Origin of the sequence: Clostridium algifaecis, from assembly GCF_017874415.1 — a bacterium.
Lineage (GTDB): Bacteria > Bacillota > Clostridia > Clostridiales > Clostridiaceae > Clostridium_B > Clostridium_B algifaecis.
In genome coordinates this window covers 144,747-170,537 of sequence record NZ_JAGGLM010000003.1, presented here as the reverse complement: position 1 = coordinate 170,537, position 25,791 = coordinate 144,747, and the positions used below count along the sequence as shown (strand labels likewise).

Below are 25,791 nucleotides of genomic sequence, written 5' to 3'. Positions count from 1 at the left end.
AAAGTGCGATATATTAAAATGAGAAAATTGACAAAAAAATAAGCCTATATCAAGGTTTTCAAGGAAAATTTATTTATACAACTGTCAAAGACCCGCTCTGCTAACAGACAAAATAAATTGACAAATAAATTGAAATATAATAATATATAAACTAAATACAATAGGATAATGATATTCTTATCCAGAGTGGTGGAGGGACTGGCCCTATGATACCCGACAACCAGCATTTTTCATTTGAGTGTATGGTGTTAATTCCTACAGAATAAGTATTCTGGAAGATAAGAAAAGATCGCTATAAATATTTGATGGTTTAGGCTGCTTTTCTTGGAAAGGCAGCCTTTTATGCTCTTATTAAAAAGTTCAAAGCTCTATTGCAGAAATATATTATTAAAAGAGGATGGTAAAAATGACTTTAGATAATTTATTAGAAAAATTCAAAAACAAATTTATATTCTTTGATGGAGCTATGGGAACTATGCTTCAGAAATGCGGACTTAAGCCAGGAGAACTTCCTGAAATCTTAAATATCACAAATAGTGATACTATAAAAAAAATACATGAAACTTATTTGGATGCAGGTTCGGATATCGTAATAACAAATACTTTTGGTGCCAATGATTTAAAATACAGTGACTCTGAATACTCATCGGATGAAGTAATTGAGGCAGGAGTTAAAATTGCGAAACAGGCAGTAGCAGGCAGAAAAAACAAATTTGTAGCCCTTGATATTGGGCCTATAGGACAGGTTATGGAACCTTCGGGAAACCTGACTTTTGATGGAGCATATAACCTGTTTAAAAAACAGGTAGTTACAGGTGAAAGAGCCGGTGCTGATTTGATATTGATTGAAACCATGATGGATTTGTATGAAACTAAGGCCGCAGTACTTGCTGCCAGGGAAAATAGTTCACTTCCTGTTTTTTGTACCATGACTTTCCAGGAAAATGGGAGAACACTTATGGGTACCGATCCAAAAACCATGGTAATAGCACTTGAGGGATTGGGAGTAGATGCACTTGGAGTAAATTGTTCTCTTGGACCATCGGATTTGCAGTGCATAGTAGATGAAATATTGGAGTATTCTTCTATACCTGTTATGGTTCAGCCAAATGCTGGTCTTCCAAAATATGATGGTAAAGATACTTATTACGATGTAGATGTAGAAGAATTTTCAAATAATATGAGGATTATGGCTAAAAAGGGAGTCAGAATACTTGGAGGCTGCTGTGGAACTAATCCGGATTTTATAAAAGGTGTTGTAAAAGCTGTAGAAGATTTGCAACCATTATCTGTTCAAGAAAAAAATTATACGGCGGTAACTTCATCAACTCAAACTGTAACAATAGGCAAAAACGTTAAAATCGTAGGAGAGAGAATAAATCCTACTGGAAAAGCTTTATATAAGCAGGAACTTAGAGAAAAAAGCGTCAAATATATAGAGAATCAGGCTGTAATTCAAAAGGAAGAAGGAGCAGATATACTTGAATTAAATGTAGGACTTCCTGAGATAAATGAAGTGGAAATGATGAAAAAAGCAATTAAGGCAATTCAGAAAGTATCACATTTACCTGTAAGCATAGATAGTCCTGATGCAAAAGTTCTGGAAACCGGGGCAAGATTATACAATGGCAAACCACTTATAAATTCAGTAAATGGGAAGGAAAAGACTATGCAGGAGGTATTCCCAATAGTTAAGAAATATGGAGGATGCGTCATAGCACTTACCTTAGATGAAAATGGTATTCCAAAGACAGCAGAAGAAAGATTTAAGATTGCAGAGAACATAGTAAAAAAAGCTTCAGAATATGGTATAAATAAAAAAAATATAGTTGTGGATTGTTTATCACTTACGGCATCGGCCCAGCAAAAAGAAGTAATGGAAACTATAAAAGCTATAAAGATGGTAACAGAGAGACTTGGAGTAAATGCAACTCTTGGAGTGAGCAATGTATCTTTTGGACTTCCAAATAGAAAGCTTTTAAATAGAACTTTTCTGCTTATGGCACTTCAAGCAGGACTTAAACTTCCTATAATGAATCCACATGATGGAGGCATGAAGGATACCATAGCTGCTTTTGAAGTACTTGCAAACGTGGATAAAGATAGCAAAACTTTTATAGAAAAATATAAAAATATGCCAAAAGAAGTAAATCAGATATCTGTATCTATTAATAGAAGTGAAATAAAAAATACAGATAATAAAGTAAAATGTGAGAGTTCAGATTCAAAAGATTTAAAACAAGTAATAATAGATGGAATTGAAGACAAGACTATTGAATATACTAATCAACTTTTGAAAACTAATGAGCCTCTTGATATAGTGAATAATTATATAATTCCGGCTCTTGATAAAGTGGGGGTAATGTATGAGGAAAAAGAAATATTTCTTCCACAATTGATACAATCAGCTGAGACTGTAAAAAAGTCTTTTGAAGTTATAAAAAAGAAGATAGATGAAAATGGGGATAAGGGAGTAGAAAAAGGAAAAATAGTTTTAGCCACAGTCAAGGGGGATGTACACGATATTGGAAAGAATATAGTAAAAGTTCTTCTTGAAAATTATGGATTTGATGTAATAGACCTCGGTAAAGATGTAGACATTGAAGAAGTTGTGGAAACCGTAAAAAAACATAAAATAAAGGTTGTAGGATTAAGTGCACTTATGACTACAACAGTAATAAGCATGAAGAGGACAATAGAGGCATTAAGAAAAAATGATTTACCCTGCAGTGTTATAGTAGGTGGAGCTGTTTTAAATGAAGAATATGCAAGTATGATAGGTGCTGATTTTTATGCAAAGGATGCAAGAGATACAGTTAAAATAGCAGAAAAAATATTTTCAGAGGATAAAATAAGCTCTCTTAAATAATATTTTTTATGGAATATTTTAAAAGATTAATATAAAATATACTTATAATATATTTTAGTCGATTTTAGGAGATAATATTATGGAAAAAATTAATGAGAAGGTTAACAAATATGTACCTGAGATAAGGGGCACCCTTAGAGATCACATGATAAATGTACCACGCGTAATAAGAGAATCCAGCGGGATAAAGGTTTTTGGAAAAAGGATAAAGTCTTTTGCGTACACTACAGATGTTGCCGTTATAAAAAACATAGATGCAGATGCAGTTTTTGCAGTTTATCCATTTACTCCACAATCAGTTATAACAGAAGCTCTAGTTGGGGCATCTGATATTCCTGTCTTTTGTGGCGTAGGAGGTGGACTTACTATGGGAAAAAGAGTTATAAATCTTGCACTGAATGCAGAATTTACAGGAGCTATGGGAGTAGTTGTAAATAGTCCTACTTCAAATAAAGTAATAGAAGCTATGAGCGATTCAATTGATATTCCAATTATTGTTACTGTGGTTTCTGAGAAAGATGATATACAGAAGAGGATAGATGCAGGTGTGTCTATTTTAAATGTATCAGCAGGGAAAAATACTGCAGCACTTGTTAAAAAAATAAGAAGTGAATTTCCTGAGTTTCCAATAATGGCAACAGGCGGCAGAAGTGAAAAAGAAATAGTTGAGACTATTAAAGCAGGTGCAAACGCTATTTCATATACACCTCCTTCTACGGCAGAGTTATTTAAAGATACCATGGAGAAATATAGGAATATATAATTCTATTCATAAATATGCATAAAGGTTAAAAAGATTTATGCAAAAAATTGCTTTTAACATAACAAAATAAATGCTTGAACGGATTATTTATAATTATGCATAGTTTTTTATAATTATTCACAAATAAGTGTTGAATAATTATAATATATTATGTATAATTATAATGTAATTTATTAAAACATGATTATACATAATATATATAAGTGAATTTGGGAGGATAAATATGATTAAATTAAAAAAAGTACTGGTTTTGGCGTTGTCAACGATTATGATTTCCGCAGTGTTTGCTGGATGTGGCAATAGCGGCAATAGTAGTTCAAATAAAAACAGTAAAAGTTCAAATACACTTGAAAGTGTAAAAAAATCAGGAGTATTAAAGATAGGACTTGAAGATTCATTTCCACCAATGGAGTTTAGGGATAAACAAAATCAGCTTAAAGGTTTTGATGTAGATCTTGGAACAGAGATAGGAAAAAAATTAGGAGTAAAAACTCAGTTCGTTTCTACAGATTTTAATGGAATTATCCTGGCTCTTAAATCAGGAAAATTTGATGCTATAATGTCAGGAATGAGCATAACTGATGAGAGAAAGAAACAAATAGATTTTTCAGAACCTTATGTAATGTCAGGACAGATTATAGTTATTAAAAATGGTAATGCAGCTATAAATAAATCTGCAGATTTAAAAGGTAAAACTGTAGGTGTAGAACTTGGTACAACCGGTGAAAAATCAGCAGAAAAACTGAGTGGTATAAAGGAAATAAAGAAATATGATAAAGCTACAGAAGCACTTCAGGATTTATTTACAGGAAGAATTGATGCTGTAATAATTGATGAACCTGTAGGAAGATATTATATTTCAAGTCAGAATGAAAAGGGAAAATATAAAGTATTAAATGAAAAACTTACAAGCGAACCAATGGGAATAGGATTTAAAAAGGGAGACAAGGAACTTGAGACATCATTCCAGAAGGCAATAAATGATTTGAAGAAAGATGGTACTTTATCTAAGCTTTCAATAAAATGGTTCGGTAGTGATATCTATAAAAAATAGAGGAAAGAGGATCTAATAGTGAATACTAGTTTTATTAAAAGTATATTACCTATTCTTTTAAAGGGTAGTGTGATAACAGTTGAATTAACAGTTATAACTATAGTTTTAGGAAGCATACTCGGAATACTGCTGGCACTTTTGAGATTGTCTAAAAATAGAGTCTTGAGAATATTATCAGGCTTTTATACATGGGTATTCAGGGGAACACCTCTTTTACTTCAATTATTTTTCTTCTACTATGGATTACCATTTGTAGGAATTGAATTGACTCCGTTCACAGCAGCTGTAATAGGTCTTGGCTTAAATTGTGGAGCGTATATGGCGGAGATTATAAGGGGAGGAATTCAGTCAATAGACAAAGGACAGTTTGAAGCTGCAAAAGCCCTTGGATTCAGTTATTGTCAGACTATGGCAAAGATAATTCTACCTCAAACATTTAAGGTTATAATACCTCCTGTAGGAAACGAATTTATTTCAATACTTAAAGATACTTCTCTAGTTTCAACTATAGCTATGGTAGAGCTTATGAGATCGGCCCAGCAGATATATGCAAGTAGTTTTGATCCAATATCGGTATTCCTTACAGCAGCTGTGCTTTATCTTGTAATGACTACGGTTTTTACAACTGTATTTGGATTTTTCGAAAGAAAATTACAAGTATATAATTAGAAAATGGGTTTTAATGTGAATAAGAGAGGTGAATTGATTTATGGAAACGGCAGCTGAAAGTAAATGCAGTGCTTCTGATGAATATATGATAGAAGCTTCAAATTTAACTAAAAAGTTTAACGACCTGGTAGTATTTGAAAATCTGAATATTAAAGTTAAAAAAGGTGAAGTTTTGGTAGTAATAGGCCCTTCTGGTTCGGGTAAAAGTACACTTTTAAGGTGCTTGAATTATTTGGAAACAATAGATAAAGGAAAAATTGTTATAGAGGGTGAAATATTAAATCCAAAAGACAAAAAAATGCTCAGAAGAGTAACTACAAAAATGGGTATGGTTTTTCAGAATTTTAATTTATTTCCACATATGACAGCTATCCAAAATGTTATGGAAGCACCAATTGTAGTTAAAAAAGAAAATAGAAGTGAAGTTAAAAAAAGGGCGGAAGAATTACTTAATAAAGTTGGACTTGGAGATAAAATGGATTATTACCCATCCAAGCTATCTGGTGGACAGAAACAGAGAGTTGCCATAGCAAGGGCACTTGCTATGAATCCTGATATAATGTTATTTGATGAACCAACATCAGCTCTTGATCCTGAGCTTGTTGGAGAAGTTTTAAATGTAATGAAGAATCTTGCAAAAGATGGTATGACTATGATAGTTGTAACACATGAGATGGGTTTTGCAAGAGAGGTAGCAGATAGAGTTATATTTATGGATGATGGGAAAATAGTAGAACAGGGAAAACCTGAAGACATATTTTCAAACCCTAAAGAAGATAGAACCAAGAGCTTTTTAAATAAAGTATTTAAGTAGTAAAAAATATAATAAAACAAATAGGAGGCTATTTTATGAAAGATAAAGTAGTATTAGCATATTCAGGAGGATTAGATACCTCAATTACAATTTCATGGCTTAAAGAAAATTATGATTTGGATGTTATAGCTGTTTGCCTTAATGTAGGTCAGGGAGACGATTTGGATAAGGTAAAAGAAAAGGCTATAAAGACAGGTGCTTCAAAAGTATATGTGGAAGATTTAACAGGAGCATTTGTAAAAGATTATCTTTTTAAGGCTGTAAAAGCACATTTATTATATGAAGATGAATATATGCTTGGTACTTCACTTGCAAGACCACTTATGTCAAAGAAATTAGTTGAGATAGCTCACAAAGAGGGAGCAAAATATATATCTCACGGATGTACTGGTAAGGGAAATGATCAAGTACGTTTTGAGACTGCAATAGCTAGTTTTGATCCTACAATAAAAATAATTGCACCATGGAGAATATGGGATATAAAATCCAGAGAAGATGCTATAGACTATGCAAATGCAAGAGGAATAGAAATTAATGTAACTAAGAAAAAGATATATTCAGAAGACATGAATATATGGCATATAAGTCATGAGGGCGGAGACTTAGAAGATCCAAGAAATGAACATAAGAGAGAAATGTATTCCATGACTACACCTATGGAGAAGGCAAAGGATGAACCTTCCTATGTAGAAATTTATTTTAAACAGGGAGTTCCTACAAAAGTAAATGGTAAGGAATTAAAACCAGTAGAATTGTTAACTGAGTTAAATAAAATAGGTGGAGAAAATGGAGTAGGAGTTATTGATATAGTTGAGAATAGACTTGTAGGTATGAAATCAAGAGGAGTTTATGAAACTCCAGGAGGAACTATACTTTATGCTGCTCATAGATGCCTTGAAAGACTTACAATAGATAAAAATACTTATCATTATAAACAAATAATATCTCAAAAATATGCAGAACTTGTATATGATGGATTGTGGTTCAGCCCACTTAGAGAAGCACTTGATGCTTTTGTTGAATCTACACAGAAAAATGTTACAGGTTCAGTTAAGCTTAGATTATATAAGGGAAATGTAATTACAGCAGGAATAGATGCAAAAAATGCACTCTATGATGAAGGAATATCGTCCTTTGGTGCCAGTGAATTATACAGTCATAAGGATGCAGAAGGATTTATAAAAATATTCAGCCTTCCAACCAAGATAAAGGCTATGGTTGATAACAAAAATGAAAAATAATAATTTTTGCTCCATCTCTAAGCAGATGGAGTAATTTACAATTAAGCCAAAATAGAAAGGAAAGAAATTTGTATGAAGTTATGGGGAGGAAGATTCAAAAAGTCTGAGAGCAAACTTATGGAAGATTTCAATAGTTCTTTAAGTTTTGACAGGACACTTTATAAAGAGGATATAACTGGCAGTATTGCACATGTAAAAATGCTTGCAAAATGTAATATACTCACAAACGAAGAGAGAGATTCAATATTAAATGGATTAAAATCTATACTTTCAGATGTTGAAGAAGGTAAACTTAAAATAGAAGGAAATTATGAAGATATTCACAGTTTTGTAGAGAGCAATTTACTGGACAGAATAGGCGATGTAGCTAAAAAACTTCATACTTCAAGGAGCAGAAATGACCAGGTGGCAGTAGATTTCAGACTCTATGCCAAAAATAAAGCACATGAAGTAGTAGAAAATATAGATAAACTCAAAAGCACGATAAAAGAAAAAGCTGATAAAAATGATTTCATAATGCCAGGTTATACTCATCTCCAAAGAGCTCAGGTAGTAACATTTAAACATCACTTGATGGCATACCACAATATGCTTGAAAGAGATAGAAAAAGAATAGTGAATGCAATAGATATACTTGATGAAAGTCCACTTGGATGCTGTGCACTTGCAGGAACTACATATGATATAGATAGAGAATTCACTGCAAAGGAACTTGGTTTTAAGAAACCTGTAGATAATTTTCTGGATGGAGTTAGTGACAGGGATTATGCATTAGAACTTTTATCGGATTTTTCCATAATGATGATGCATTTTAGCAGGTTGAGTGAAGAACTTATACTCTGGAGCAGCAAGGAGTTTGGATTTGTTACTATAGATGATGAATTTTCAACAGGCAGCAGTATAATGCCTCAGAAAAAAAATCCGGATGCAGCAGAGTTGATACGTGGAAAGACTGGCAGAGTTTATGGCGACTTGATGTCTCTTCTAACTACTATGAAGGGAATTCCACTTGCATATAATAAGGATATGCAGGAGGATAAAGAGGACTTTTTTGATGCTGCAAAGACAGTTCTTAGTTGTACCAAGATAATGGAAGGTATGATATCCACACTTAAGGTAAATAAAGATAGGATGTTTGCTGCTGTAAAAAAAGGATTTTTAAATGCAACAGAAGCAGCAGATTACCTGGTTAATAAAGGTATGGCATTTAGAGATGCGCACAGGGTGATAGGTGAAATTGTAATCTATTGTGAAGATAATGGCAAAGCCATAGAAGAACTTTCACAGGAAGAACTTGCAAAATTTAGCAAACTTTTTGATGAAGATGTATATGATTTTATAGACTATAATAATTCACTCAATAGAGGTATAAAGAAGAATCTTAAATAACACTGATGTTGAATTACGGGAAAGCTTTAAACTTTCCCGTAATTTGATTATGGTATAAATTATAACTTTTAATTATTTAGGGTCAGCTTCAGTAGTGTTGTCTCTATCTCTTCCAAGAAATGAAATTGCGTATAGTCCGCAGATTCCAACAACTGCATATACAATTCTTGTAAAAGAGGACATAGTACCAAATAGAGAAGCTACCAAGTCATATTGAAAAAATCCAATTAGCCCCCAGTTTATTGCACCTATTATGACAAGTATAAGGGCTGTAGTGTCTAATGTTTTCATAAACTGCATCTCCTTTTTAAATTTATCAAATATATTATTTGCAGTTTATCTATAATTATAAGTGTAAATAAAATTATTATTTAGATTCTGGATTTTTCATATTTTTTTCATTATTATTTTGTAATATGTCTATCTGTATGTTTCTATCTATAGGTTCATAGAGAGATATAAATGTATTTGTCCTTTGAATTCCGTCTACTGCCTGTATTTTGTTCATAAGCAGATTTTGAAGGTCAGCTATGTTTTTACATATAACTTTTACAAATATTGAATACTCTCCTGTAGTATAATGAAGTTCTACTATTTCCTTTATTTCTCTCATTTCATCTAAAACTTCATTAAAATCCTTTGCTCTATCAAGATATATGCCTATGAAGCAGCATACGTCATAACCTATTTTGGAGTTATCTATAATAAGTTTTGTACCTTTTATTATATTCATGTCCTCCATCTTTTTCATTCTTACATGTATTGTTCCACCACTTACATGACATTGTCTGGCTATCTCGAGAAAAGGTGTCCTCGAATCCTTTATCATTATATCTAGAATCTGTATATCTAGATCATCCAAACCGTTAATTTTTAAACTTGTACTCATATAAAAACGCTCCTTTATGTATAAACATACTTTTTTATGGCATTATTAACAATAAATGCCTGTATTTCAGAGTAAAAAATATAATTATTATACTTGATTTAATTACATTTTAACTTTTTAAAATTGTATTTAGGTTATTCATAATAATATTATATCAGAAATTTTTATTAATTTAATAACTGAAAACGATAACATTAAAAAAATATTTTTAAATGCTTAAACTTATATATACATAATTGGTAAATTAATAAATATTTTAAATATAATTATTAATATTGCAATTTTTATTAAAAAGTATTATTATATTAGTAAAGTATTATTATAATTAGTAATGGAAATAAAAATTTAGAATTCGATTTATATATGATTTGTATTTATACAGGGAGGATGTAAATTATGACTATAGCAGTAGAAAGCGAAAATAGAGAAAAGGAATTAAAAGTTTTGGACAAGGCAATAAAAAAAATGTCAAGGAAGGAATTACCACATATACTTCGCGTTCAACAGGCAATATTAAGGGCAGTAGATGAATATATGTATAAAAAAGGTGTAACTAGAATTATGCCAATTATGATAGCCCCAATTACAGATACTTTGAACCACGAGGTAGAAGATTGCGGTATAACATATGAAGGACAGAAGTTCGATATAACAAAATCAATGATATTCCACAAACAGATAATGTTGTCGAGTCCATATCTTGATAAAATATATATAGTATCTCCTAATGTAAGACTTGAACAGGCAGAACCTGGTGATACAAGACATTTATTTGAATTTACTCAAGTTGACCTTGAAATCAAAAATGCAACAATGGATACTATATTTGATTTTGAAGAGGGATTAATAAAGTATGTATTTGATTATATAAAAAAAGAATGTGCGGATGAATTCAAGGCACTTGGAATAGGAACTTCACATCTTGATATAACAGGACCATTTGAGAGACATACTACTCAGGAACTCAGAGCAAAATATGGTGAAGATTTTGAGATGGAAGCTTCAAAAGCCTCAACTCAACCATTCTGGCTTATAAATCACAAGAGAGAATTTTATGATGCTGAAGATTTAGACAACAGAGGAACTTATAGAAATTATGACTTAATCTGGCCAATGGGATATGTTGAAGGATTGAGCGGTGGAGAGAGAGAATACAAATATGATAGAATTCTTGAGAGAATGAGAGAACTTGATGCAGATGAAAATTCACTTAGAAACTATATCCAGCTTGCAAAGGACGGAAAACTTCCAAAGACTGCAGGTGCCGGCTTCGGAGTTGAAAGAATGACTAGATTTGTATGTCAGCAAAAACAGATAGATGATGTTACAGTATTTACAAGAAAACCAGGAGAAACTTATATATTCTAATTGTAAATTATAATAGGCTGAGGACGGTAATTCAGCCTATTATTTATTTTTTAGATTTTATATTTATGAAAGGAGCCTGCACATGAGAAAACAGGTAGTAAAATCCAATATTTTTCTCTTACTTACAGCTGTTATATGGGGATTTGCATTTGTAGCACAGAGAGTTGGAATGAAATTTTTAGGACCATTTACATTTAATGCAGTAAGATTTTTACTTGGAAGTATTTCGATTATTCCAATAATAATATTTTATAAAAATGAAACTGGAAATAAAAATAATGTTAAAAATTTAAAGAGCACTATTTCAGCTGGAATAATTTGCGGAATTTTTTTATTTTTAGGATCATCATTTCAGCAGGTGGGATTACAGGGAGCTACTGCAGGAAAGGCAGCGTTTATAACAGGGCTGTATATTGTAATTGTGCCTATTATAGGAATATTTTTAAAACAACATATCAATATAAATTCATGGATTGGTGCAGTTGCAGCTGTCATAGGTTTGTACTTGTTATGCGTTAATGGTGGATTCAATATATCATATAGTGATTCACTTGAATTGGTTTCAGCTTTTATGTTCTCGGGACAAATAATTTTAATAGGTCATTTTGTCAATAAAGTAGACAGCATTAAGCTTGCATTCTGTCAATTTATGACCTGTACTATACTAAGTTTTATAATAGCGATTTTTAAAGAAAATATAAATTTTCACAATATAATTCTGTCGTCTGCACCTATACTATATGGTGGAATAATGTCAGTAGGTGTTGCATATACCCTGCAGATTATTGGACAGAAATTTTCAGAACCTGCCCATGCATCTATTATTATGAGCATGGAATCAGTATTTGCATCTCTCGGGGGGTTTTTAATTCTTGGAGAATATTTTGGGTGCAAGGAAATAGCGGGATGTATACTGATGTTTGCAGGTATGCTTTTATCTGCTGTCCCTTCATTGAAGGATAAAAATACAGGGACTGTATTTTAGCAAAAATTCAGTTTATAATTAATTATATAAGTATCTTTATTGGGGGGAATTATTGTGCTTGATAACAAAAGTTGTTTGGAGAGAATTAGGGAAGTATATTCATCACTTAATGCTAAAGAACAAAAAGTGGCCAAATACATACTCGATAACACTGAGGATATTGTACATTTTTCTATAACAGAATTGGCAGATTGTAGTTCTGTAAGTGACGCTACTGTATTTAGGTTGTGTAATAAGCTTGGATATAAGGGATATCAGGATTTAAAAATAAATTTAGCCTGTGCAGTTGTAAAGCCAATGGAAAATATTCACGAAGAAATAAATGAAAATGATAATATGTATATAATAATACAAAAGCTTTTGACTGCAAATGAATTCAGTCTTGAAAATACGGTAAAGATAAATAGTGATGAAAATCTCGAAAAAGCTGTTAATCTTATTTTAAATTCTGGAGAAATTATCTTCTATGGAATGGGTGGCTCCGGCAGTCTTGCCTATGATGCATATCATAAATTTGTGAGAACAGGTATAAGGTGTGTAGTTAATACGGATTCTCATTGGCAGGCCATGATATCGTCTATGGCAAAAAAAAATGATGTTATAATAGCATTTTCAAATTCAGGCAGCAATAAGGAACTCATAGAATCTATGAAAATAGGGATAAAAAATGGCGTAAAGGTTATATCTATTACAGGAAATGCGAAATCTCCTATAAGCAAAGTATCAGATGTAGTGCTTGTATCTTATGGAAAAGAATCAAATTTTAGAAGTGAGGCAATGGAATCAAGATTGAGTGCACTTATGCTAATAGATGCATTGTATGTTGGAGTTGCTATTAAACGAAAGAAGGAAACCCTTGAAAATTTGGAGAAAATAAGAGAGGGTATAGCGGAAAAGAGATATTAGAGATATAAAAGATTTAGTACTGAAATAATTTTTATTTTCGGTGCTAATTTTTTTCATTATTTTTATAATACATAATGAAAATTTTTTTTGCACTTGCTTTTCAAAAGCAATATGTTATAATAAAAATGAAAAAAATATTTTTTATTAATATATAATATATTCTAAATGTAAACGTAGAAAAAAATATTTTTTATATAGGGGTGATGTTGTGGATTATATTATAGGAATAGATATAGGTACTACGAGTACTAAGGCAATTGCTTTTGATTTAAATGGAAAAATACTATGCAAGAAAAGTATAGAATATCCAATATTAAATCCAAAGCCATCTTATAGTGAACAGGATCCAGAAGAAATATTTACTGCAGTGCTAAATTCAATAAAATCTGTAATAATAGAAAACGTTTATAAAAAACCTATTGGAGTTAGTTTTAGTGCAGCTATGCACAGTGTAATTGCTGTAGATAAGGATGGTATACCACTTACCAATTGTATAATATGGGCTGATACCAGAAGCAATGAATACGCAGAAAAAATAAAAAATAGTAAAGTTGGACATGAAATATACATGAGAACAGGGACACCTATACATCCAATGTCACCGCTTTCAAAACTGGCATGGATGCAGGACAATATGAAGGATATTGTGAATAAAACATACAAATTTATTTCAATGAAGGAATATGTATTCTTCAAACTGTTTGGAAAGTATGTGATAGATTATTCCATTGCATCTGCGACTGGAATGTTTGATATATACGATTTAAAGTGGAATAAAGATGCACTTGCTATTTTGAATATCAATGAAGATAAGCTATCAACACCGGTTTCACCAACTTATGTTATGAAAGGTATATTAAATGGATATGCAAGCTTTATGGAAATAGATTCAGATACTCCATTTGTACTTGGTGGTAGTGATGGATGCCTTGCAAATCTTGGAGCTAATGCTATAAAACAGGGGGATGCAGCTATTACTATTGGAACTAGTGGTGCTGTAAGAGTTATTTCAAATAAACCTAAAAATGATGAAAAAGAAAGGATATTTAGTTACATACTTACTGAAAACCATTATGTATTAGGCGGACCTGTAAATAATGGAGGGGTTATATTCAGATGGTTCAGGGATAATTTTTCTCCAATGGAAATCCAGGAAGCAAAAGATTTGAATATTGATCCATATGTGCTGCTTACAGATAAAGCGATGAGTGTGCCGGCAGGTTCAGACGGACTTATCTTTCTTCCTTATCTTTTGGGAGAGAGGGCACCTCATTGGGACGCAAATATGCGTGGAGTGTATTTTGGAATAAATATAAAACATACAAGAGATCATTTTATAAGAGCTCTTTTGGAAGGAATAATATTTGGAATTTATAGTGTAGGCAGAGCATTGGAGGAAACTACAGGAAAAATAAATACAATATATGCAACAGGTGGATTTGCAAGATCCAAGATGTGGGTTCAAATGCTAGCTGATATATTTAACAAAAAAGTTGTTATAGCTGAGAGCTACGAAAGTTCAGGTCTTGGAGCTGCTGTGATTGGTATGAAAGCTCTTGGTGTTATAGATAATATAGAAGAAGTTGAAAATCTTGTACCTATATCAAAAGAATTTTACCCGGATGAGAAAAATCATGATATATACATGAAAAATTATAAAATATTCGATAGGTTGTATGAAAAATTGAAGGATGAATTTAAAGAAATAACAAAGATTCAATAAGGGGGAGTATAGTATGCCATTATTTATTGTTTTAGTAGGAGTATTACTTTTATTACTTTTTATGATAGGATTTAAATTAAATGGATTTCTATCTTTAATTGTAGTAGCTTTAATTGTAGGCGTAGCTGAAGGTATGCCGATTGCAAATGTAATCAAGTCTGTAGAAAGTGGAGTTGGAGGTACTCTTGGGAATTTAGCACTTATACTTGGATTTGGTGCCATGCTTGGAAGACTTATAGCAGATAGTGGTGCGGCACAGAGAATAGCTGAAACTCTTATAAATAAATTTGGAAAAAGTAGAATACAATGGGCTGTAGTTATAACAGGTTTTGTAGTGGGAATTGCAATGTTTTATGAAGTGGGATTTGTTCTTTTGATACCACTTGTATTCACTATAGCAGCTGAAGCAGATATTCCTCTTTTGTACATAGGTGTTCCTATGGCAGCAGCATTGTCTGTAACTCATGGATTTCTGCCTCCTCATCCAGGACCAACTGCCATAGCAGTTGTTTATAAGGCTGATATAGGAATGACTCTGGTATATGGACTTATATTGGCTATTCCAACAGTTATAGTAGCAGGACCTTTGTTTTCAAGACTTTTAAAGAAATTTGAACATGAACCACCAAAGGGATTATATAATCCGACTATATTTAAAGATGAAGAAATGCCGGGTTTTGGGATAAGCTTGTTTACTGCTATAGTACCTGTTATACTTATGGCATTTGCAGCTGTTGTAAATATGACTCTGCCAAAGACATCATCTTTGAGAATAATATTTGATTTTATAGGTGATCCAGCCATGGCAATGCTGATAGCGGTATTTGTTGCAATTTATACTCTTGGATTGTCAAAAGGTACAAAAATGAAGGACATTATGAAAATAATTGAAAATTCAATAAGCAGTATAGCAATGATACTTCTTATAATTGGTGGTGGTGGTGCCTTAAAACAGGTACTTGTAGATAGTGGAGTCAGCAAGTATATAGCCGGAGTTATGCAGGGCTCAAGTCTTTCGCCATTAATTATGGCATGGCTTATAGCAGCGGTTTTAAGACTTGCACTTGGCTCTGCCACAGTGGCAGCTATGACTACAGCAGGCATAGTTCTTCCAATGATTGCAACTACTGGAGTGAATCCATGTCTTATGGTTCTGGCAACAGGAGCAGGAAGCTTGATATTTTCTCATGTAAATGATCCTGGATTCTGGATATTTAAAGAATATTTTAATTTAACAATAGGTGAAACTATGGCTTCATGGTCAACTATGGAAACTATAATATCAGTAATGGGACTTGCTGGAGTATTAATTTTAAATACATTTGTTTAAATACAGTAAAATATTAGGAGTGATAAAATGAAGATTGGAATAGTTGGACTCGGAAAAATGGGATATAATTTAGCTTTAAACCTTATTAAAAATGGGAATGAAGTAGCAGCATATGATGTAAATTCTGATTCAGTAGACAAAATAGCACAAGAGGGTGCGTTACCTGCTTGCAGTATAGAGGAATTGATAGGCAAATTACCGGATAAGAAAGTAGTATGGCTCATGGTCCCATCAGGAAATATAACGGAAAGTGTTATAGAAGAAGTTACAAAATATTTAAAAGCTCATGATATAGTTATAGATGGAGGAAATTCAAATTATAAAGATTCTATAAGAAGATACAATAAGCTTAAAGAAAAGGGAATAGATTTTTTGGATTGTGGAACAAGCGGTGGAACAAGTGGTGCTCTGGAAGGAGCATGTACCATGATAGGCGGCGATAAAGAAGTATTTGACTATTGTGAAAAGATATTTAAGGATATATCGGTAAAAGACGGATATGTATATGCTGGAGCTGCTGGAAGCGGACATTTTGTAAAGATGGTTCACAATGGAATAGAATATGGGATGATGCAATCTATTGCAGAAGGGTTTGAAGTATTAAATAAATGTGATTATGATATAAATTATAAAGAAATAGCAAAGGTATGGAATCATGGTTCCGTTATAAGGGGCTGGCTTATGGAACTTATGGAAGATGCCTTTACGAAAGACAGCGATTTAGGAGAAATCAAGGGTATAATGAACTCTTCAGGTGAGGGAAAATGGACGGTAGAAACAGCAATGAACCTTGGAATTCCAACTCCTGTAATTGCACTATCATTATTTATGAGGTACAGATCACAGGAGGATGATACTTTTACCGGCAAAGTTGTAGCTGCTCTTAGAAATGAATTTGGAGGGCATGCTGTAGAAAAAAATAAATAATTACATAATAAAATGCAGGTATACAGTAAAACTAATGCCTGCATTTTATTATATTTGGAATGTTTTCTATAGGTATTGATACATAATATGAAATGTATGATAATATATAATAGAAGTAACAGATTTAATAATTTTATAGGAGGAAAAAAATGTCCTGGAAAACATTAATATTTCAATTATTATTTATTACGGTAATATTTATAGTTGTATATAATTTACTAAAAAAATATGTTCTGGTAAAATTTCATCCAAACCGTACTATAGTACTCATAGCATCTGTAATTGCTTTTTTTATACCTACTATTGTAGGTGGAGCTTTAAAACGAAATATGGCAAATTCAATACTTCAATATATATGTTCAGCTGTATTTGTAGTTCTGTTTTTATGGTTTTTGGATTTGCATAATGGGGTTATGTATACAAAAGGCAGCAACAAAAATATAAAAATAAGACCTAAAGCAAAGCCAAATAGAGTACATAAAAATAAAAAATAAGTCGAAAATTAATTTATAAGAAAAATACATTGACTTATTTGTGAAAAGATGTTACTATATTAAAGTAATGAAACATTGTTTCATTAAATAATATCCCCTATTTAGCCGCATGCTCCCCCATGTAGGCTTTTTTTATTTGATAGTTAATAATTAAGAATTAATAGTTAATTCTCAATTATTAACTATTAATTCTTAACTCAACTAACTGCATCCTGTGGTAGAACCGCAATCAAGGCAAACCATGCAGGTACCATTTCTAACCATTCTTGTACTTGAACAATTAGGACATATGGAACCATACAGTCTTTCTCCAGTTACTTGCTTTGTATTAACTTGTGAATAGTTCATATTTGTAGTCTCTTTGTCATAATTTTCAGGCTTAATCTCGCATCTTGAAAAATCCCCCAGTTCTATATCAATTACTTTACTTATGAGATCTGATATAGAAGATACATATTTTATATAAGGATGTTTTTTAACAAAACCATAAGGCTCATATTTTTGTCCCCTGAGCATTCTTGCAATGTCCTGGGCAGGAACGTGGTACTGCAGCATTACGGATATTGACTTTGAAAGAGAATTTAAAAGTCCTGTGATTATTGTACCTTCTCTGTCTGTAGTTATATAGACTTCTGATATTTCTCCATTTTGGCGCCTGTTTACTGTGGTGTATACTTTAACATCATCTATTTGTGCAGGATGAGTTGTTCCAGTTCTTATGCCAATGGGTTTTTCACGTTTTGAATATTTAATTCCACTTTGGAGTTCCCTTACCTTATTTAAAAGCTGCTTATAAGTTAAATCTTCCAATTTTATATCCTCATCATCTGAAAGAGTTGTATTTAAAGGCTGTGCTGCTTTTGAAGAATCTCTGTAGAGGGTTATACCTTTAACTCCAAGTTTCCAGGAAGATAAAACTACATCTTTGAAATCCTCAACAGTAGCCTCTTTTGGAAGATTGACTGTTTTCGATACTGCTCCGGATATTAATGGAGTTATAGCTGCTACCATTTTTACATGTCCCATAGGAGCAATATATCTTTCTCCGCTTCCACACTTATTGGAAGTATCAAATATTGGCAAATGTTCATCTCTTAGATGGGGAGCACCTTCTATTTTGCCGTCAAGTATTTTTTCATAAGTAAATCCATTTTCGGTTACCTTCTCTTTTTCAAGAACATATTCTAATATATCATCTATTTGGTCTTTGTTATATCCCAGTTTTTTAAGAGCTATATTTATTACAGGATTCATTATTGTCATAAATCCGCCGCCTGAAAGCTTTTTATAAACAATATGACTGAAAAAAGGTTCAATTGATGTAGCACCGCAGTCCATTGCAAATGATATGGTACCTGTAGGTGCAAGCACTGTAACCTGGGCATTTCTATAACCAAATTTTTCTCCGCTTTTTAGGGCATTAGTAAAACTGTCCTTTAATTGTGTGCTTATATAGTCCAAACCCTGATTTTCTAAAAGTTTATGATTTACTTTTAGAGGTGTATAGTTTAATTCTTCAAATTCATTTCCATATTGCACATCCTGATCTTTTGTAATTTCCTTTAAGTCCACTCCGGCAACTCTTGAATGATTTCTTATGACTTTCATCATATAAGGCTTATTTATGTGAAATTTGTTAAATGAACCTATTTCTTTTGCCATAAGTGCTGAAGTGTAATATGATTCACCAGTAAGAATTCCTATAAGTGAAGATGCAAGTGCCCTGGCTTCTTCTGAGTCATAAGGGTATCCCATAACCATAAAAAGAGAAGATATATTTGATATACCAAGTCCTGTAGTTCTGAAAAGATAGGTTTTTCTTGCTATATCCTTTGTAGGAAATTGTCCCCAATGTATAGAGGATTCAAGGATTAATTGCACTAGATGTATTATATGCAGGTATCCCTCAATATCAAAATGTGATGTTTCCGAATTGTAAAACTTATATATATTTATAGAAGCTAAATTACAGGAAGTATCATCTAAAAATGCATATTCTCCGCAGGGATTAGTGGAATTAATTTTATTGTATGGAGCATTGACATTTCCATCTTCTCCAGCAGGACATGTATGCCATGCATTGAAAGTATCATTGAATTGAGGAGCAGGGTCTGCACACTTCCATGCGGAAACATTAAATGCCTCCCATATGTCCTTTACTTTTTCCTTCTTTGTGAAATTTGAATCCACTCTACCTGTAAGATAAATTGTGCCTTCCGGATTATTCTTTAAGTTCTCAACTTTATGCATAAAGTTGTCAGAGAATCTAATTGAATTATTGCTGTTTTGTCCTGATACAGTTTCATAAGCCTCTCCGTCAATGTCCATGTCATAGCCCATTTTCCCGAGAGCCCTTACCTTGTCTTCCTCTCGTGATTTCCAGGTAATGAAGTCCAATACTTCGGGATGGTTTACATCAAGACATACCATTTTTGCAGCTCTTCTTGTAGTACCTCCTGATTTAATTGCACCTGCATTTCTGTCAAGTGCTTTTAAAAAGCTCATAAGACCGGAAGATGCACCGCCGCCTGAAAGCTTTTCACCTTTTGCCCTTATGGATGAAAAATTGCTTCCTGTTCCGGAACCTCCCTTGAAGAGCTTTGTTTCTGTGATAAACTGGTCTGATATGGAATGAGGACCTAAAAGTTTATCCTGTATCGAAAGTATGAAGCAAGCTGATGCCTGTGTTCTTGTATAATTATCTTCACATTCGACTACTTTACCTTTCTTTTCGTCAAAATAATAGTTTCCCTGTTTGGTTCCTTTTATTCCATAGGATAATTTAAGTCCTGTGTTGAACCACTGAGGAGAATTGGGTGCATACATTTGATTTAAAAGTGCATATACGCATTCATCATAAAATATTTGTGCATCTTCTTCAGTATTTATGAGTCCTTCATCTTTTAAAGACTGGCACCAAAAGTTTACAAGTCTGTTTGCGGCAGATTTCATGCTGTTTTCATAACCTAATTTTCCAGGAACGCCTGCTTTTCTAAAATATTTTGAAGCTATTATATCGCAGGCATTTTGAGAGTAATTTTCGGGAAACTCCAGATCTTTAATATCAACGAGAACTTTATTTGACTTTTGATCTTTTAAAAATACATCTACTTTTTTCCACTTAAAAAGATCATATACTGTTTTGGATTTATCTTTTTCCAGTATTTTGGTATAGTATCTTTTGAATATATCCTTTATAGAGTTCAAAGTGTATCCTCCTTGTATAGTTCAATTGTATTAATAAATATCTATATGTTGTATTTTAAATAAATATAAATACAATATATAGAACAATGGTGCTTTTATTATTATAGATTATAGATAAATAATATTCAATATGAATTATTATTTTTTTCTATTATTTAGAAGCCTTGTTATTTGAAATTTTTATTCGTATAATCAAGGTGTATCAAAAGGTGTATCATTATATTTAAAAGAGTTGAGAGGTATAGAGATTTATTTATGAAAAGAATTAATAAGATATATAATTATTTGAGTGAACAGACACAGGGTTTGAAGATAGAGGACTTAACAGAAAAAGTAGGATTTAGTACTATTCAAATATCAAATGAACTTGGAATACTTAAATAATTTAATATTTTTGTTATAATACATATAGATAATAAATTTTTAATACTTATGAGAAGGAAGTGCTTAATTTGATAATGAAATTTAAGAAATACAATCCAGATATAAAAAATGGATGTTTTATTGCAGATAATGCATATGTTATTGGACAGGTTAAAATATGTGAAGATGCAAATATATGGTTTGGAGCAGTACTTAGAAGTGATACAAATAGTATATATGTAGGAAAAAGCAGCAATATACAGGACAATTGTACAGTTCATGTTGATACAGATAGTTCTGTGCATATAGGTAACTATGTAACTATTGGTCATAATTCTGTAATTCATGGATGCACAATAGGTGACTGCACTTTGATAGGTATGGGTTCAATTATTATGAATGGTGCAACTATAGGTAGTGAAACCATAATAGGTGCTGGAAGTCTTGTAACTGAAAACAAAAATATTCCATCCGGAGTTCTGTGCATGGGTTCACCTGCAAAAGTTGTTAGAAAACTTACAGAAGAAGAAAAAAAGGGCCTTAAACGTACAGCAGAATCTTATGTAAAAGAATCTAAAGAGTACAATTAAATCCTGTATGGTGTATTGGATTACTTGTATATGTCAACCAGGAGACCACTTATATCATCTATGGTAGCGGCTACATTTAGGTTTTCTTTTTGTTCACTCATAAGCATGTTTGTAAGTTTTTCAAGTTTGTCATCTATGGTATCAACCGTTATAAAATATTGAGTTTGCCAGAAGCTTATGTCTTTTTTTACACTATACATATAATTCAATACAGATTTAAGATATTCCTGTATCATTTTTTTGTATGCTTTAACATCAGCATAACATTTGGTTATAGATAGTCTGTTTCCTTTTTTCTTGATATCATCAAACATATTTTTCAACTGCTGTTCAGACTTTTTCTCCATTTGAGAATTAAAACTCTGTGAAAAATCTTTTTTTACACTTATGTTTCTACTTTTGGAAGAAGGTGTAGATGGTGCGCTTACTCTAGATATCTCCATAATTTGCCTCCAAGTTTTATTTATAGTAAAATTTACATTTAATTAATTTTTAAATTAAATTATATTTCTATTATATAGTATATTTGTATAAAAATATAGTTAAGTTGTATAAAACTTTTAGGCATATTATGTACAAAGAATATAATTTAATTAAAATGAAATAATTAATCTATGCATAAGATTGAACTTATTATAGAAAATATAAAAGTAGTGGATTTTATATTAAAAATTAGAGTGAGGAAAGGGTGATTTTATGTGGTTTTATAAATCTGGAGAGCAGGTAATTGAAGAACTAAAATCAGATGCTGAAAATGGTTTGACTTCTGATGAGGTTTCTATAAGGCTCCAGAAATTCGGACCGAATAAATTGAAAGATAAAAAGAAAAAATCCATTTTATGGCTATTATTTGAACAAATAAATGATCCTCTTATATATATATTACTCGCAGCAGCTCTAGTTTCAGCACTATTAAAAGAAATAAGTGATGCTGTTATTATAGCAGTTGTAATAATAATAAATTCAATTGTAGGTGTGGTTCAGGAATCAAAAGCGGAAAAAGCACTGGAATCGCTTAAAAAGCTTTCAACACCTAAGGCTATAGTAAGGAGAAATGGTGAGCTTGTAGAAATTTCGTCAGAAGAGCTTGTAGTTGGAGACATAGTCATTTTAGATGCAGGCAGATATGTCCCATGTGATTTAAGATTAATAGAAACTGCAAATCTTAAAATAGAAGAATCAGCACTTACAGGGGAATCGGTACCTTCTGATAAATCTTATGAAAAAATTGAAAAAACTAACGATGCAGCACTTGGGGATCAAAAAAACATGGCATTCATGTCTACTCTGGTTACCTATGGCAGAGGAACAGGTGTAGCTGTAGCTTCAGGAATGGATACTGAAATAGGTAAAATAGCTAAAATGTTGAATACAGATGAAAAAAATCTTACACCACTTCAGAAAAAACTGGCGCAGCTTGGCAAAATTCTTGGATTTGCAGCACTCTTTATATGTGTGCTCATGTTTATAATTGCAGTAATTCAGAAAAGGGATTTATTTGAAATGTTTTTAACTGCAATAAGTCTTGCTGTGGCTGCCATTCCAGAAGGATTGCCTGCTGTAGTTACTATAGTTTTAGCTATGGGTGTCCAGAGAATGATAAAAAAGAATGCTATAGTCAGAAAACTTCCAGCAGTTGAAACTCTGGGAGCTGTAAATATAATATGTTCTGATAAAACAGGTACATTGACTCAAAATAAAATGACAGTTACAAAATTTTATGCAAATAATAAATTGGAGGATATATCATCTTTTAATTTAAAGAATCCCACACAAAAATTGCTTATGAATAGCATGATGCTCTGTAATGATGCCACTTACTCTGAAAATTCAAAAACCGGTGATCCTACAGAAATAGCTTTGCTTGAAGTGGGAAGTAAATTTAATATATTTAAAAATAATCTTGAAGATTTGAATAAAAGAGTTAATGAAATACCTTTTGATTCTGAGAGAAAATTAATGACTACCTTAAATAAGCACGAAGACAAATACTATGCTATAACAAAAGGTGCAGTAGACAATCTACTCAAAATCTGTACGAAAGTGTATATAGATGGTAATATATTGCCTATTACTGACAAAATAAAGTCAGATATACTTGTAGGTTCAGATGCCATGTCGGATGAAGCTTTAAGAGTTCTGGCATCAGCTTTTAAAGAGATTGAATCTCCTGATGTAAAAATAAATTCTCTTGAAGAAGATTTAATATTTATAGGTCTTTATGGAATGATAGATCCACCAAGAGAAAATGTAAAAGATTCTATAGAAGAGTGTAGTGCGTCAGGTATCAGAACTATAATGATTACAGGTGATCATAAAAATACAGCTTTTGCAATAGCAAAGGAGCTCGGCATAGCCCAAAGTGAATCACAAGCTATACTGGGTGCTGAATTTGATACTATGAGTGAAGATGACATATCTGAGAGAATTGATAATTTGAGAGTGTTTGCAAGAGTATCGCCTGAACACAAGGTTAAAATAGTAAAAGCACTCAAGAACAAGGGAAATATAGTGTCGATGACAGGAGATGGGGTAAATGATGCGCCTTCTTTAAAGGCTGCGGATATAGGAGTTGCCATGGGAATCACAGGCACGGATGTAGCTAAAGGTGCTTCTGATATGATACTTACAGATGATAATTTTTCTACAATTGTAGCTGCAATAAAAGAAGGAAGAAATATATATAACAATATAAAAAAGTCCATAATATTTTTACTTTCCTGCAACATAGGAGAGATTGTGGCGATTTTTATAGGAATACTTCTTGGATGGCAGCCGGTTCTACGACCAATACATCTTTTGTGGGTTAATTTGATAACAGATAGTTTGCCAGCACTGGCGCTTGGAGTAGACCCTGATGATCCAGATGTAATGAAAGAAAAGCCAAGGGATCCTAAATCAGGTATATTTCCAGGAAAAACAGGTGTATTCTTATTGATAAATGGAATGATTATAGGTATAACTACACTTACAGCATTTTATATTGGAAATAAAATATACAAGGATTCCCTTATGCATGCTCAGACAATGGCATTTGTAGTGCTTAGCGTATCCCAGTTATTTTATACTTTGAGTGTAAGGCACAATAAAAAGTCAATATTTAAGATCGGAATTTTCAAAAACAAGTATTTAATTGGAGCAATAGTAATTGGAATATTTCTTCAGAATATAGTAATCTCAGTACCTTTCCTGGCAGATGTTTTTAAGGTGTATATGCTCACAATAAGTGATTGGTTTTTTGTAATTTTACTTTCATTCATACCACTTGTACTAAATGAAATATTTAAATCTATTCGATTTTAATCTTTATGTTGCTTTTATCACAGTAAACACTGGTATTCTTAATTATTATATTGCCCTGGTCGTCTGTCCTCAAAACTACTATAGAATTCTTAAGAAGCCTTTTTATGGTAGAATTATTGGGAGATCCAATTCCATTACTTGTTACAATAGCTAATTTGGGTTTTACTTTATTTAAGAATTTTTGCGATGTACTTGTATAAAGCCCATGGTGTGGAACTTTTAAAATATTACATTTTTTAAGTTTATTGTATTTTATCATGTCCTCTTCTTCACGTTCCTCACAATCTCCCGGAAATAGGTATGTTAAATTTCCTATTTTACCTTGAAGTACTATTGAATTGTTATTTTCATCTGAATTGCTGTTTTTTGATTTAACATCTTTGTGAATTGGAGCAATTGCATGAAGCTCCATTTTGCCAAATTTAATACTCCAGTCTTTATCTATATACTCAACTGGAGTATTTGATTTTGAAAGTTGTTTGGATAAAGCAGCTTTCATGGCATTTTTATTATTTGGAAGGTATACTTTGGATACATTCATGAGTCTTGCCATCTTTATAATTCCTTCATAGTGATCGTCATGATAATGAGTTAGTATTATCCCATCAATTTTATTTATTTTGTTTAAATGAAGGTAATTCATGATTCTTGGAGCATAGTAGGCTGCCCCTGAATCTATTAAATAATTTCTATTATTTGTCTTTATAAGTATACAGTCACTTTGACCTGTATCTAAAAAGTGAACCTCTGTATCGCGGTACTTTGCAAAGGTAATAGTATTCATGCATATGACTAATAGTAATGTTATCAGTAATATTGCCTTTTTTTTCATTTTTCATTTCTCCTCGTAAATAAGATTTAACTATATTTTTTGTAATATAGATTTAAATATTCTTATTAATTTTGG

22 protein-coding genes and 1 riboswitch are annotated in these 25,791 nt (G+C 32.0%); of the genes, 17 read left to right on the top strand and 5 right to left on the bottom strand.

Annotated features, from left to right (window positions below):
- Positions 1-174: 174 nt before the first annotated feature.
- A riboswitch (SAM riboswitch) is annotated at positions 175-285 on the top strand.
- A 121-nt stretch (positions 286-406) separates the two neighbouring features.
- The 7 genes from J2Z42_RS04605 to argH all read left to right on the top strand — a co-directional run bounded on the left by J2Z42_RS04605 (position 407) and on the right by argH (position 8,799).
- The gene (locus J2Z42_RS04605) at positions 407-2,869 is read left to right on the top strand and encodes a homocysteine S-methyltransferase family protein (protein ID WP_209701283.1); all 2,463 of its coding nucleotides are present in this window, start codon (positions 407-409) and stop codon (positions 2,867-2,869) included.
- Positions 2,870-2,948: 79 nt separating this feature from the next.
- Entirely contained in the window at positions 2,949-3,632 is a 684-nt protein-coding gene (locus J2Z42_RS04600) for a beta/alpha barrel domain-containing protein (protein WP_209701281.1), read from the top strand.
- Positions 3,633-3,855: 223 nt separating this feature from the next.
- A complete protein-coding gene (locus J2Z42_RS04595; protein ID WP_209701280.1) occupies positions 3,856-4,686 on the top strand; it encodes an ABC transporter substrate-binding protein in 831 nt (276 codons plus the stop codon).
- An 18-nt stretch (positions 4,687-4,704) separates the two neighbouring features.
- Positions 4,705-5,355 (top strand): ectoine/hydroxyectoine ABC transporter permease subunit EhuC, encoded by a 651-nt coding sequence (gene ehuC / locus J2Z42_RS04590; RefSeq protein WP_209701278.1) that lies wholly within the window; start codon positions 4,705-4,707, stop codon positions 5,353-5,355.
- Between the two features lie 40 nt (positions 5,356-5,395).
- A complete protein-coding gene (locus tag J2Z42_RS04585) occupies positions 5,396-6,169 on the top strand; it encodes an amino acid ABC transporter ATP-binding protein (RefSeq protein ID WP_281063524.1) in 774 nt (257 codons plus the stop codon).
- Between the two features lie 35 nt (positions 6,170-6,204).
- Positions 6,205-7,410 (top strand): argininosuccinate synthase, encoded by a 1,206-nt coding sequence (locus J2Z42_RS04580; RefSeq protein WP_209701276.1) that lies wholly within the window; start codon positions 6,205-6,207, stop codon positions 7,408-7,410.
- 72 nt (positions 7,411-7,482) lie between these two features.
- The gene (gene argH, locus J2Z42_RS04575) at positions 7,483-8,799 is read left to right on the top strand and encodes an argininosuccinate lyase (RefSeq protein WP_209701274.1); all 1,317 of its coding nucleotides are present in this window, start codon (positions 7,483-7,485) and stop codon (positions 8,797-8,799) included.
- A 72-nt stretch (positions 8,800-8,871) separates the two neighbouring features.
- Here argH and J2Z42_RS04570 read toward each other — a convergent pair whose 3' ends face one another.
- Together J2Z42_RS04570 and J2Z42_RS04565 are read right to left on the bottom strand one after the other, a co-directional pair.
- Positions 8,872-9,090: a DUF378 domain-containing protein gene (locus tag J2Z42_RS04570; protein ID WP_209701272.1), complete on the bottom strand. Its 219-nt coding sequence runs from the start codon at positions 9,088-9,090 to the stop codon at positions 8,872-8,874.
- A gap of 76 nt (positions 9,091-9,166) precedes the next feature.
- Entirely contained in the window at positions 9,167-9,688 is a 522-nt protein-coding gene (locus J2Z42_RS04565; protein ID WP_209701270.1) for an Lrp/AsnC ligand binding domain-containing protein, read from the bottom strand.
- 396 nt (positions 9,689-10,084) lie between these two features.
- On the opposite strand from J2Z42_RS04565, the gene J2Z42_RS04560 reads away from it, so the two are divergent.
- The 7 genes from J2Z42_RS04560 (at position 10,085) to J2Z42_RS04530 (ending at position 17,421) form a co-directional block, all read left to right on the top strand.
- Entirely contained in the window at positions 10,085-11,056 is a 972-nt protein-coding gene (locus J2Z42_RS04560) for an asparagine synthetase A (protein ID WP_209701268.1), read from the top strand.
- An 82-nt stretch (positions 11,057-11,138) separates the two neighbouring features.
- Positions 11,139-12,041 (top strand): DMT family transporter, encoded by a 903-nt coding sequence (locus tag J2Z42_RS04555; protein ID WP_209701266.1) that lies wholly within the window; start codon positions 11,139-11,141, stop codon positions 12,039-12,041.
- Positions 12,042-12,095: 54 nt separating this feature from the next.
- Entirely contained in the window at positions 12,096-12,947 is an 852-nt protein-coding gene (locus J2Z42_RS04550; RefSeq protein WP_342589995.1) for a MurR/RpiR family transcriptional regulator, read from the top strand.
- Positions 12,948-13,155: 208 nt separating this feature from the next.
- Positions 13,156-14,670 (top strand): gluconokinase, encoded by a 1,515-nt coding sequence (gene gntK / locus J2Z42_RS04545; protein ID WP_209701264.1) that lies wholly within the window; start codon positions 13,156-13,158, stop codon positions 14,668-14,670.
- 13 nt (positions 14,671-14,683) lie between these two features.
- Positions 14,684-16,000, top strand: coding sequence for a gluconate:H+ symporter (locus J2Z42_RS04540; RefSeq protein WP_209701262.1), 1,317 nt, complete (start codon positions 14,684-14,686; stop codon positions 15,998-16,000).
- A 27-nt stretch (positions 16,001-16,027) separates the two neighbouring features.
- On the top strand, positions 16,028-16,927 hold the full coding sequence (gene gnd / locus J2Z42_RS04535; protein ID WP_209701260.1) for a phosphogluconate dehydrogenase (NAD(+)-dependent, decarboxylating): 900 nt from the start codon (positions 16,028-16,030) through the stop codon (positions 16,925-16,927).
- A 149-nt stretch (positions 16,928-17,076) separates the two neighbouring features.
- The gene (locus tag J2Z42_RS04530) at positions 17,077-17,421 is read left to right on the top strand and encodes a hypothetical protein (protein ID WP_209701258.1); all 345 of its coding nucleotides are present in this window, start codon (positions 17,077-17,079) and stop codon (positions 17,419-17,421) included.
- A gap of 201 nt (positions 17,422-17,622) precedes the next feature.
- On the opposite strand, the gene J2Z42_RS04525 is transcribed toward J2Z42_RS04530, so the two are convergent.
- Positions 17,623-20,628, bottom strand: a complete 3,006-nt coding sequence (locus tag J2Z42_RS04525) for a vitamin B12-dependent ribonucleotide reductase (RefSeq protein WP_209701256.1) — start codon at positions 20,626-20,628, stop codon at positions 17,623-17,625.
- A gap of 255 nt (positions 20,629-20,883) precedes the next feature.
- On the opposite strand from J2Z42_RS04525, the gene J2Z42_RS14640 reads away from it, so the two are divergent.
- Positions 20,884-21,012 (top strand): hypothetical protein, encoded by a 129-nt coding sequence (locus J2Z42_RS14640; RefSeq protein WP_281063523.1) that lies wholly within the window; start codon positions 20,884-20,886, stop codon positions 21,010-21,012.
- 68 nt (positions 21,013-21,080) lie between these two features.
- Complete coding sequence (locus tag J2Z42_RS04520) at positions 21,081-21,581, top strand: gamma carbonic anhydrase family protein (protein ID WP_439897312.1); 501 nt, start codon at positions 21,081-21,083, stop codon at positions 21,579-21,581.
- Positions 21,582-21,601: 20 nt separating this feature from the next.
- On the opposite strand, the gene J2Z42_RS04515 is transcribed toward J2Z42_RS04520, so the two are convergent.
- Positions 21,602-22,024 (bottom strand): YaaR family protein, encoded by a 423-nt coding sequence (locus tag J2Z42_RS04515; protein ID WP_209701254.1) that lies wholly within the window; start codon positions 22,022-22,024, stop codon positions 21,602-21,604.
- A 253-nt stretch (positions 22,025-22,277) separates the two neighbouring features.
- Between J2Z42_RS04515 and J2Z42_RS04510 the strand changes: the two genes are divergently transcribed.
- Positions 22,278-24,884 (top strand): calcium-translocating P-type ATPase, SERCA-type, encoded by a 2,607-nt coding sequence (locus J2Z42_RS04510; protein WP_209701252.1) that lies wholly within the window; start codon positions 22,278-22,280, stop codon positions 24,882-24,884.
- On the opposite strand, the gene J2Z42_RS04505 is transcribed toward J2Z42_RS04510, so the two are convergent.
- On the bottom strand, positions 24,871-25,716 hold the full coding sequence (locus tag J2Z42_RS04505) for a ComEC/Rec2 family competence protein (protein WP_209701250.1): 846 nt from the start codon (positions 25,714-25,716) through the stop codon (positions 24,871-24,873). The genes J2Z42_RS04510 and J2Z42_RS04505 overlap by 14 nt on opposite strands.
- Between the last annotated feature and the right edge of the window lie 75 nt (positions 25,717-25,791).